The organism is Dyadobacter sp. HNCC25DJ186, assembly GCF_056895235.1.
The window spans coordinates 252,924-264,621 of sequence record NZ_JBXHAS010000004.1; the positions used below are offsets into that span (position 1 = coordinate 252,924).

The 11,698-nt window shown below is 41.0% G+C and carries 6 protein-coding genes; 2 read left to right on the forward strand and 4 right to left on the reverse strand.

The features are described 5' to 3' along the window. The first annotated feature begins 112 nt into the window (after positions 1-112). Together AC1XUO_RS14860 and AC1XUO_RS14865 are read left to right on the forward strand one after the other, a co-directional pair. Positions 113-3,886 (forward strand): hydantoinase B/oxoprolinase family protein, encoded by a 3,774-nt coding sequence (locus tag AC1XUO_RS14860; protein WP_483330578.1) that lies wholly within the window; start codon positions 113-115, stop codon positions 3,884-3,886. Between the two features lie 65 nt (positions 3,887-3,951). After that, complete coding sequence (locus tag AC1XUO_RS14865; protein WP_483330579.1) at positions 3,952-5,115, forward strand: NRAMP family divalent metal transporter; 1,164 nt, start codon at positions 3,952-3,954, stop codon at positions 5,113-5,115. A gap of 8 nt (positions 5,116-5,123) precedes the next feature. Here the strand turns inward: AC1XUO_RS14865 and AC1XUO_RS14870 are convergent, their stop codons facing one another. From AC1XUO_RS14870 to AC1XUO_RS14885, 4 genes are all read right to left on the reverse strand, one after another. After that, the gene (locus tag AC1XUO_RS14870) at positions 5,124-7,292 is read right to left on the reverse strand and encodes a hypothetical protein (RefSeq protein ID WP_483330580.1); all 2,169 of its coding nucleotides are present in this window, start codon (positions 7,290-7,292) and stop codon (positions 5,124-5,126) included. A 304-nt stretch (positions 7,293-7,596) separates the two neighbouring features. Continuing rightward, complete coding sequence (locus tag AC1XUO_RS14875; protein WP_483330581.1) at positions 7,597-9,030, reverse strand: APC family permease; 1,434 nt, start codon at positions 9,028-9,030, stop codon at positions 7,597-7,599. Positions 9,031-9,295: 265 nt separating this feature from the next. Further along, entirely contained in the window at positions 9,296-10,555 is a 1,260-nt protein-coding gene (locus AC1XUO_RS14880) for an NAD(P)/FAD-dependent oxidoreductase (RefSeq protein WP_483330582.1), read from the reverse strand. 103 nt (positions 10,556-10,658) lie between these two features. Beyond that, complete coding sequence (locus tag AC1XUO_RS14885; protein WP_483330583.1) at positions 10,659-11,657, reverse strand: 4-hydroxyproline epimerase; 999 nt, start codon at positions 11,655-11,657, stop codon at positions 10,659-10,661. Positions 11,658-11,698: the final 41 nt, after the last annotated feature.

Here is an 11,698-nt window from a genome sequence, read left to right on the forward strand (position 1 = left end):
AATTTAAATACAACCTAAGCTTTTTCGGTCATATACACTTTTCAAGATCGGTTTTATTCAAAATCCGGTGTAATTTGGTAACTGAATCCATTACTGCGCTAAAAAGACTATTTTGAATACTTCAAACACACCAATCTGGAAAATCAGCATTGACACTGGCGGTACTTTCACAGACTGTCTCGCGGTTGATCCAGATGGAAAAACGACAAGAATTAAAGTGCTGAGCTCTGCACGATTGAGAGGGAGAATTGTAAAAAAAGTCACTGCTTTTACATACGAGTTTTCGTCGCCGTGGAAATATGAGAGCGAGTTGCTGGCGGCTTACACCTTCCATATTAACGACACGAACGAATCGGCATTTTTGACCGGCGTTGATTTCGACAAAAATATTTTGACATTAGATACTGAGCTTTCAGATATTGCCAACACGGATTTTGAATTGTTTAGCGGCGAGGAAGCACCTGTTCTCGCAGCAAGATTGTTAACCAAAACGCCGCTAAAAAACCCACTTCCATCTTTGGAAATGCGCTTGGGTACCACCAAAGGAACGAATGCTTTGTTGGAACGAAAAGGCGCAAAAACACTTCTGGTCGTCACAAAAGGTTTTAAGGATTTACTTTATATTGGAACACAGCAACGTCCGTCGTTATTTCAACTGAACATTCCGGAACCTGATCTGCTTTACTCAGATGTGATTGAGTTAAATGAACGGGTGGCTGCCGACGGCCACGTGATCAAAGAACTGGATAGTCATGACTTTACACTTTTTCCAGGCATACATTTTGAATCGATAGCGATTTCTTTGCTTCATTCATATAAGAACGATCAGCATGAAACAGCCTTAACCACCGCGTTCAGACAAAATGGAGCAAAATATGTTTCAGCGTCTTCACAGCTTTTTCCATTTTCACATTATTTGCGACGTACACAAACGGCTGTCGTCAATGCCTATCTTGATCCTGTTTTAGATGTTTATCTCAACAATATCAAGAATTCCTTACCCGATGGCAGTCTGAAAGTCATGACAAGTACCGGAAGCTTGTCCGAACTCAATGGCTTCAAAGCAAAAGACAGCTTATTAAGTGGGCCGGCCGGCGGCATGGTCGCGGCAACCAATATTGCAAAACTTCTGGGTTTCCAAAAGGTGCTCACCTTCGATATGGGAGGAACAAGCACCGACGTCGCAAGAATCGACGGACAGCCTGAGTTAAAATATATTACTGAAATTGACGGAATCGAGTTTCACAATCCTACTCTCGCTATTGAAACCGTTGCAGCCGGCGGCGGTTCCGTTTGTTGGTTTGACGGGTTTACTTTACAAGTCGGCCCTGAAAGCGCAGGCGCATCACCAGGCCCGGCATGTTATGGAGCTGGCGGGTCACTTACGATTACAGACGTAAACCTCTTGCTGGGAAAACTGGATCCGGCAAAATTCGGAATTCCGATTCGCCCGGAAGCAGCACTATCAGCGCTGAAAAACCTTCAAACTTCAATTTTCGAAAATACCAATAACCTGCTTTCAGAATTAGAAATCCTTGTCGGGCTGGAAAAAATTGCGAACGAAAAAATGGCCGATGCGATCAGAAAAATTTCAGTAGCAAAGGGAATAAATCCTGCCGAATATGCCTTGATAACATTTGGAGGAGCCGGTGGATTGCACAGCTGCCAGCTTGCAGATTTATTGGAAATTGAAAATGTGATTATTCCTTACGATGCAGGACTTTTCAGCGCAGTTGGAATCGGGCAGGCATTGATCAGCGCTCTTGTTTCCAAACAAATAATGCTTCCCTGGGAAAAGGCAAAAAGTCAGATCTCAGGCTGGAAAAAGGAATTATTAATTAACGCTGAAAATGAATTGTCGAAGCAAAATATCAACGAATATGATATTGCTTTTTTCACAACATTTTTACGTTTCTCCGGACAGGAAAATACAATTGAGATACCTTTTAAAGAAGGCCAGACACTGGAAAATTTCAAAAAAACATATACCGATCAGTTCGGTTATTATCCGGAAAATGCAATTGTAGAACTTGAAAGTCTGAAGCTGAAAGTCCAGGAAAAAGCTGATGTGATTACTCCAAAATCCATTTTAAAAAATGGAAAAACAGTTGGAGCTTTACGGCAGGTTGAACCATTAAACAAATCTGATGATACTGTCAATACAGAAATCACGGCGCTGTATGAATGGGATATTTTAAATTCCGGCGATGAAATTAAGGGACCTTCTATTTTACTCAATAATACTTCCACCGCTTTTATTCCATTAGGCTGGACGCTTGTTATTCAGGAAAATAGAGATGCGATTGCGTTTAAAACTGAAACAAATATTACGCAATCACAGGATTATAGCGACGAAATTTCCTTACAGCTTTTCACCAATCGTTTTAAAGCTATTGCAGAAGAAATGGGTGTCCAATTACAGCGGACTGCATTTTCAGTCAATGTGAAAGAGCGCCTTGATTTCTCCTGTGCTCTTCTGGATGCGGACGGCGAATTGTTGGTTAATGCCCAGCACATACCCGTACATTTGGGCAGCATGGGTATATGCGGAAGACTTGTCAGAGATGCAATCTCTATTGGCCCAGGCGATGTTATCATTACCAATCAACCAAAATACGGAGGTTCACATTTACCGGATATCACATTGATTTCAGCCATTTTTACTGACAAAAACGAATGTTTGGGCTATGTGATCAATCGGGCACATCATGCAGAAATTGGTGGAAAAACACCCGGATCGATGCCTCCTGATGCCACTTGCCTGGCCGAAGAAGGCGTTGTCATACTTCCTCAATATCTGGTCAGGGCAGGCGTTTTTCAGTGGGATGTTATTCATAAATTATTTACCAAATGTGAATATCCTACGCGTAATTTCCTATCCAATGAAGCGGATATTACCGCGGCCCTATCAGCATTAAAAAAGGGAAGTGAACAACTTTTGAAGCTGGCTGATTCTCATGGAATCGAAACCGTAAAAAAATACATGAATCTGCTGAAATCCAGTGCTATTCAGCAGTTGCAAGATGCATTAAAACCTATCGAAGGACAGACATTCGCGGCTACCGAATTCCTGGATGACGATCATCAGATTCAGGTAAAAATTTCGCTAGATTCTGAAAAACAGGTGTTCGATTTTACCGGAACCTCTCCTGTCCATCCCAATAATCTGAACGCTAATATCTCAATTCTGTACAGTGCCATTTTATATGTTTTGCGATTACTCGTCAATAAGGAAATTCCGCTGAATGACGGATTGATGAAAAATGTCCAAATCATTCTGCCGGATAATAGCTTCCTACATCCTGATTTTTACGATGATCCGTTTAAATGTCCGGCTGTTGTCGGTGGGAATACTGAGGTAAGTCAGCGGCTGGTAGATACTTTGCTGAAAGCTTTTGGTCTGGCGGCATGTAGCCAGGGCACCATGAATAATTTCCTTTTTGGAAACGAGAATTTTGGATACTACGAAACCATTGGCGGCGGCGTTGGTGCAGGGCCAGGTTTTAAGGGAAGGTCGGCGGTGCACCAGCACATGACCAACACCAGAATTACTGATCCTGAACAACTTGAAAGAAAATATCCTGTAAGATTGCTTGAATTTGGTATACGTAAAAATTCTGGTGGGGATGGTCAATTTGACGGCGGTGACGGGATTGTAAGAAAAATTGAATTTCGTGAAAACTTGCAGGTAACAGTTCTGGGGCAGCATCGGAAATACGCCCCTTATGGTTTGAACGGAGGAAAAGACGGAAAACCTGGAAAACACACTTTAACAAGTAATCACGTTTTAACGCAACTTCCCGGCATATGCAGCATTCAAGTACAAAAAGGCGACATACTGACCATTGAAACGCCTGGTGGTGGCGGATATGGAAAATCTGAATAACCAATAGTAAAAAGATAAGTAAACTCTTAATACCTCTGCGAAACGCTGTGTCCAAACCGAAACCTATGTCAGATTCAAAATCTTCCAAAGCCCTTTTAGGTGCAGCATTTTTAATGGCGACTTCGGCGGTCGGGCCGGGATTTCTTACACAAACAACCGTATTCACAGAACAGCTGGCTACAAGTTTTGGTTTTATAATACTGATTTCAGTTGTTATTGATTTGTTCGTACAATTTAATATCTGGCAGATTGTAACTGTGTCCGGAAAACATGCCCAGGATCTCGCCAACGATCTTTTTCCAGGCTTAGGATATCTTCTCGCACTGTTAATTGTCGTTGGCGGGTTGGCTTTTAATATTGGAAATGTTGCTGGTGCAGGTCTGGGCGTTGAGGCGATGACAGGCATTCCGGTTAAAACAGGGGCTGTAATTAGTGCATTGCTGGCTGTTGGTATTTTTCTTCTTAAAGATGCGGGAAAAGCAATGGACACATTTACCAAAATTCTTGGTTTAGTGATGATCGTGCTCATTCTGTATATTGCTTTCACTTCGCATCCGCCCTTTGCCGAAGCGATTCACCATACTTTTATCCCTCAAAAGTTTAACGCTATATCAACCTTGACGCTGGTTGGAGGAACCGTCGGAGGTTACATTTCCTTCGCAGGAGCGCACAGACTTTTGGATTCCGGTTTTAGAGGAGAAGCTGCATTATCGCAAGTGAATAGAGGCGCGGCAACAGGAATTGTAGTAACTGCTGTCATCCGATATTTTCTCTTTCTTGCAACGTTGGGAATAATACTGGGCGGTGCAAAGATAAATCCTGAAAATCCAACTGCTTCCATTTTCGAAAATGCAGCCGGGCAGTCGGGACGTCAGATGTTTGGAATGATGATATGGGCAGCGGCAATTACCTCCGTAGTCGGTGCAGCATATACCTCCATTTCTTTTTTAAAATCCTTTCATCCATTCCTCGAAAAAAACCAAACCTATCTGACGATTTTCTTTATTTTGCTCTCAACGTTCGTCTTTCTTCTGGTAGGAAAACCTGTCAAAGTTTTGATTTTTGTAGGTACTTTAAATGGATTTGTATTGCCGATCGCACTCACAATTTTACTAATCGCCAGCCGAAAATCCAGAATTATGGGCACTTATAAACATCCTGTTTTATTACAAATTGCAGGTTGGCTGGTAGTTCTCGTTTTACTGGGTTTAAGCGTGGATTTATTTTAGAAATAATCTTAAAACAACTTCCTGTCGCAGCTCGTTTTTTTAAGCTTTATGAGATAAAACAAACGGGATTTATACATCGCCTCAATGTTTTCATCAGGAACAAAATCCTTTAACAATTCAGGATCGTCGCCAAGAATGTAGTCGTAACAAAAATCCTTCCGGGCGTTTTCCAACACCATAAATTCTTTTTTGAAGTAAATATATTCCATTCTCCCAGGGCTTTGCTTCCGTGTGGAAAGTGCGCTCCAATAATGATAAAATCCAAGTTCCTTTCTAAATAAAACACCTACATTTTTATTGTCTCCGTTAATATGATCCAGCAAAGGCTCGACATTATAATAGTTGTCCAGATGACTCAGAAAATACATTTTCTCTCTGCTTGTCGAAAAAATGGTCGCTGATTTATCATCGTCATAATAACCCAGTTTTTCCAGATCTTCAAAAATCTCCTTCCTTTTACGATACCCCGGCCAGGTCTTTATCGGATGGCAGCGATTCTTGCCGGGAAATACATAATCATCTCCTAATTCCTTTTGATACGCTAATTCCTGCAAACTGTCGGTTGCACAAATGGCAACAGGAATATGCCCAAGCACTTTTTTAGTAAAATACCCCATGGGTATAAGTGGTTTATTGGGATTACCGTAGACAAAAACCGACGAAATCAGCATTAATGGAAGAACCAGATAGGCAACTTTGAGTTTGAAAACTTCACTATAAATGTAAGCGACTAAAACTCCACCCATTGCGAAAAATGGCATATGTGTTCTTGTGCTCCAAAGCTGAAATTTCATCATCACACAAAATAAGATAAATCCAATTATTGCACAGATCCAAACCCATTTGATTTTCCATTGATTTTTTATAAAAAATAAGGGTACACAAGCAAGTGCCATCAAGAAAAGATGAATGGTATTCGGAACCATATCTTCATGAACAGAATAGCGCACGGAAAACGGATCCAACCGCAAGGCTGTGTCATTGACATCAACGCCGATAAGATCATGAAAATCCACGATCTTATTGTTCATAAACTGATTGTAACCATTGCTGGGAAGTCCAAGGTGCAATCCAACATTTTTGACGATACCAGAAACTGCAAATGCAACAGAATGTTTATCAACTGGTATTTTTTCTGAGAAAAATCGTGAATCTGTCGGCGGACTCATGACGTTGCCAAACAACTCGTAATTCCTGTAAAAGAATGGGCCAAATGTTAGACCCATGAGTACGATTGCCAAAACCAGAACTTTTAGCGCATAGGAAAACCCATATTTTCCAAGGATACGAATTGCAAAATAAAGTGTAAAAGGAATACCGAAAATAAACACAGTATACTTAGAAAATCCTCCGAAAGCGAGTGATAAGAGAAATGCTAAAAGCGTGAGCGAAGATTTATTTTCTAGCAGATCAAAACCAAAAAATACAAACATAATGAAGAAGAAACAAGCTACATAATCAACCTGAGCACTTGTGCTTTCAAAAATTCCTATTGGCAAAGTCAATAAAAAAGCGGCGGCAAGCAACTGCCCATCAGCTTTCATCCCCACTTTTTTGGCCAATAAGCTGATTCCGCAAAGCGATCCTAAAAACGCCCCATACTGAATCAGACCAGCATAAGCATCTGACCCGGAAAGCAACACGCTGTCAAGTACCAGATATTCTGCAAAAACATTTAAATAAAGTTGTTGTATATGCTGGGTCGGAAAATGGTCCAGATTACCATTTGTTATCCAAAAAAGAATACGGTTCAAATGATAACTGTGCGCATCAAAATTATTCGGAGGCGGATAAACGGCAAGAAATAAAAGTGGTAATACAAAAAATAAAAGTCCAATTACCGAGATTATCCTATTTGTCCTACTTAATCCTTTGAACAGAAATACGCTTTTCAGGCTATTTAAATCAGAAAATGAAATCTTTTCTTTCGTATTCAAGTAACTCAAAACACTTCCCAGCATCATAACTTCTACAAGCCAAAACAGCAAAGCCGAAGTGTGATTGAGTGCGTTAAAAAATGATAGAGACTCGTTACATACAAAAACAACAACACCGTTTGCAATCAGGGAGAATATAAAGGAAAGGCGAGCGTTGGTGTAAACACCCTTACGCCTTGTGATAAGAAAAAAAAGAACAAAAAATAAAAAAACCGAAACAAGAGGCAGCAAAAATTCCATGAATACCGGTTCAATCTGTTGTAAAGTTGTAGAGCTTATTGAATTAGGCTACGAAAGATAGTCTAAATAGAACAAATTTTACGCCATAAGCTTTTAGAAACAAAAATATGAAAGCCTAAGCGAATCTCAACCCTAAGTTATTTTTCGGTAAAAGCTAGAAAAACATAACCATTGACAAACATTTGACCTCTTCTTGATAAAATTCAAATCTCCTGAAAATAAAGTTGTTAATGGTAACATCTTCCGCGAAGCGAATTTTTTTTATCATTACCTACCTCTAAAATTGATCAAAATATCTTTGATATTAATCTGCAGAAACAATATCCTTTTTTGCGATCAGGTAATAGACTGGTATTCCAAGCAAAACAATGATCAGTCCCGGCCAGGTATATTCAGGTTTGAAGATGATAAGCAGCACGCAAAAGGCAGTTCCCATCAGAATGTAAATAATCGGCAGAAAGGGGTACCCGAACGCCTTGTAAGGTCTTTCCGCATTAGGTCTCTTTTTACGAAGTATAAAAATTCCAATAATCGTCAGCATATAAAATACCACTACAACGAAGGAAATCATATCCAGAAGATTGCCATACTTGCCGCTCAAACTCCATAAGGAAGCAATTACGCACTGGATCCATAAGCCAAATTCCGGAACAGAATTCTTGTTTAATTCTCCAACTTTTTTGAAGAACAGACCATCTTTTGCCATGGAGTAATATACCCGCGCACCGGACATAATCAATCCATTATTACATCCAAATGTTGAAACCATGATCATAATGGCAATAATGATCGTACCTGAATTCCCGAAAATCATCTGAGATGCTGCAACCCCAACCCTGTCTTTATCGGCAGAAGCTATTTCAGTCAAAGACAAAACTCCGGTATACATCACATTTGTGAGTACGTAAATAACCGTTACGATGATCGTACCAAGTGCAAGACTCAATCCGATGTTACGTTGGGGATTTTTAATTTCTCCTGCAATAAAAGTTACATTATTCCATGAATCGCTGCTAAAAATGGACCCAACCATAGAAGCGGCAATTGCACCAAAAGCCGCAAATGTGGTGTAAGATTCAATACTCCCGTCAAAATTAAGTTTGTGCAAGTCCCACATTGTCGCAGAATCCCAGTTGATATTCCATACTTCGGGTTTCATAAAAAGAAGACCAAAAATGATCAACCCAAGAAGACTTAGCAGTTTCGCAAGTGTGAAAGTTGTCTGGATTATTTTTCCGCTATTAACGCCACGTGTATTAATAAACGTAAGAAAAACGATTATTACGATGGATAATAATTGCGCCGGGGTTATCTGAAGAAAGCCAAAGTCAATGGCGACAAGATCTTCACTAAACACAGGTAACAGGTATGCGGTAAATTTCGCGAAAGCTACCGCAACAGCAGCAATCGTTGCCGTTTGAATCACGGTAAAAAAACTCCACCCATATAAGAAACTAATCAGCGGATTATACGCCTCTTTTAAATAAACATATTGTCCGCCGGCCTTCGGAAACATGGCGCTAAGTTCTCCATAACTCAATGCCGCAGTCAGTGTCATGAAACCAGTAATCAGCCAGACAACCATCAGCCAGCCTACGCTTCCTGTATTTCGGGTGATGTCAGCACTAACAATAAAAATCCCTGATCCGATCATACTACCCGCTACAAGCATGGTGGCATCAACTAGGCCCAGGGAAGGTTTAAATGAAGTATTTTCCGACGTACTTTCTTGTGACATATAAGGGTTAGGTTATGGAGATCAGGTTTTCACTGATGAAAGCTACAATAATATTTTAGAACTATGAAACTTCTGTTTTACTAAAAATATCATAACAACAAAATTTGAATTACTCCGCAATACCAAATATTGTTTCTAACGTAACCTTATTATCAAACTTTTCTAATACATTCCTCAAATATCCAACAATTTTATTTCCCAAACCCTTGAATCTGTTTTTGGGAAATAAAAATAGTATTATTGGTAAAGGCGTAGAATGATCTGCTTAGTTATAACGCTGCGGATCGTAAATAGAAATGTCCACAGAAGTCGTTTTGCGATCAGCCAGTTCAGCGACAACTTTGCCTGTTGCCGGCCCCAGACTTAGGCCCATCATCCCATGCCCACCAGCAACGATCAGATTTTTCAACTTTTTGCTATAACCCAGATAAGGCAAACCATCCGGGGAACATGGACGGAAACCGTACCAGATATCTTTTATTTTTGGCAAATCTGTTGATAGATCCGAATAGTATTTAGGAATGGAATTGACGATCCCTTCCACCCTGTTCATATTAATCTTATCGTTTACAGGCGCAATTTCCATCGTTCCGCCAAAACGAACCTGGCCGTTCATAGGCGTTACCGCAACCCTGGCTTCTATCAAAAGTGATGGGTGGATAATCTTGTGTTCAGTGTTCGGTTCCATGAAAGAATATCCCTTTCCAGGCATCACCGGAATTGACAAGCCAGCTAACTTTGCCAGTTCAGGAAGCCAGGTTCCGCCTGTCATCACGACAAGATCACCTTCCACATTTCCCTTATTTGTCTGAACAGCTTTGATCTCGCCTTCGCGGATATCAAATCCGGTGACGTCACTGTTTGTTATAATTTCTCCACCATTCTTTTTGACAAATTCAATCAGTTGTGGGATCAGTGCATTTGGATATAAATGCGCATCGCAACGGTAATGTACGGCACCGATAACATCCAGATTAGTATGCGGTTCAAGTGCCTGGGTTTGTTCTTTGCTCAAAATCTCAACATCCAGGCCAAGTTTCTGCGCATCCCGTCCCACATGAATTTCTTCTTCACCAGCCTTTTCGGTTTTGTAAAGCATCAGAATCCCTTTGTCCTTTAAGCCAAAATTAAAGCCCGATTCATTGGTAAGGTCCTTATATAATTGGCGGCTTAATAAATGGTAATCCCGAAGATATGGCGCGGAGTGCTCTACATGGCTCACTGTGGCACTTTTCACGAATTTCAAGCCCCAGGAAATCAGGGAAAAGTCCAGGGAAGGTTTTACATAAAAAGGACTGCGGCTGTTGAACATCCATTTTATCCCTTTCGAGATCATTCCTGGTGCTGCCAAAGGAATAAAGTGGCTGGGAACGATCATACCGGCATTGCCAAAAGAACAACCATTTGTCAAATCTCCCTTTTCCAGTACAGTCACTTTCCACCCGTCTTTTAACAGATAATAAGCAGAAGCCAACCCCATAATTCCGCCACCGATAATGACAACTTTACCTTTTTTTGTGTCCATTTTCATATTATTTAAACGCAATGGACGCAACCTTGTAGTTTTAATTTCGCGTCCATTGCGTAAACCGTTGCGCCTTTTGCGTCGGAGCGGTTAAAATTTTCTATTACAACACTTGAAAACCGTAAGCATACGGATCGTCATCATCAATGATAATGGTGTTATATCCGGTTACCATCGCCCATCCTTCAATTCCCGGTATGATTGCAGGCTTATCTCCAATGGTGACTTCGTCCTCAACAGTACCTATAAATTTAGACCCGATGATACTTTCATGGATAAATTTATCGCCTTTTTTCAACTTGCCTTTTGCATGCCATTGCGCCATACGTGCCGAAGTTCCGGTACCGCAAGGAGATCGGTCGATTGCTTTGTCTCCGTAGAAAACAGCATTTCTCGCTGTGGACGTTGGATCAATCACCGCGCCTGCCCAAAGAAAATGACTCAGTCCGTTGATGTGTTCATTTTCCGGGTGAACGAAAGTGTATTGTTCATTCATGCGTTTCCTGCAAACCCGGCTCCAGCTGATCAACTGATCAGCAGTATAATTTTCCAGTCCTTTAAAATTTTCCTGCGGATCTACGATCGCATAGAAATTTCCTCCGTAAGAAACATCTACTGTCAGAGTACCCAGATCCGGACATTCTACGGTCAATTTTTCGGCTGCTAGAAAAGACTTGATATTTACCAGTTTGACCGATTTCACTTTTTTCCCTTCCTGCACATATTCCACCAAAACCAATCCAGCAGGTGTTTCGAGCCTAAGTTTGCCAGGTACTTTTGGCGTCACCAAACCTTCTTCAATGGCAATGGTAACAGTACCAATTGTACCGTGACCGCACATGGGCAAACAACCGCTGGTTTCAATATACAAAACGCCGATATCATTTTCAGGATCTACGGGCGGATAAAGTATGCTTCCGCTCATCATATCGTGGCCGCGAGGTTCGAACATCAATCCTTTTCTGATCCAGTCAAATTCTTTCAAAAAATGAAGCCTGCGCTCCATCATGCTGTTACCTTGCAACAAAGGCCCTCCACCTGCGACAACCCGTACCGGGTTGCCGCAAGTATGGGCATCTATACAGAAAAAAGTCTTACGCATTATTTAGCTGTTGGCTTTTAGCAATTGGCTTTTAGCTCCGT

What these genes read in the sequence shown, in the direction of transcription:
- AC1XUO_RS14885 (WP_483330583.1), bottom strand. Translation starts at nt 11,657, where the DNA reads ATGCGTAAGACTTTTTTCTGTATAGATGCCCATACTTGCGGCAACCCG.
- AC1XUO_RS14870 (WP_483330580.1), bottom strand. Translation starts at nt 7,292, where the DNA reads ATGGAATTTTTGCTGCCTCTTGTTTCGGTTTTTTTATTTTTTGTTCTT.
- AC1XUO_RS14875 (WP_483330581.1), bottom strand. Translation starts at nt 9,030, where the DNA reads ATGTCACAAGAAAGTACGTCGGAAAATACTTCATTTAAACCTTCCCTG.
- AC1XUO_RS14865 (WP_483330579.1), top strand. Translation starts at nt 3,952, where the DNA reads ATGTCAGATTCAAAATCTTCCAAAGCCCTTTTAGGTGCAGCATTTTTA.
- AC1XUO_RS14880 (WP_483330582.1), bottom strand. Translation starts at nt 10,555, where the DNA reads ATGGACACAAAAAAAGGTAAAGTTGTCATTATCGGTGGCGGAATTATG.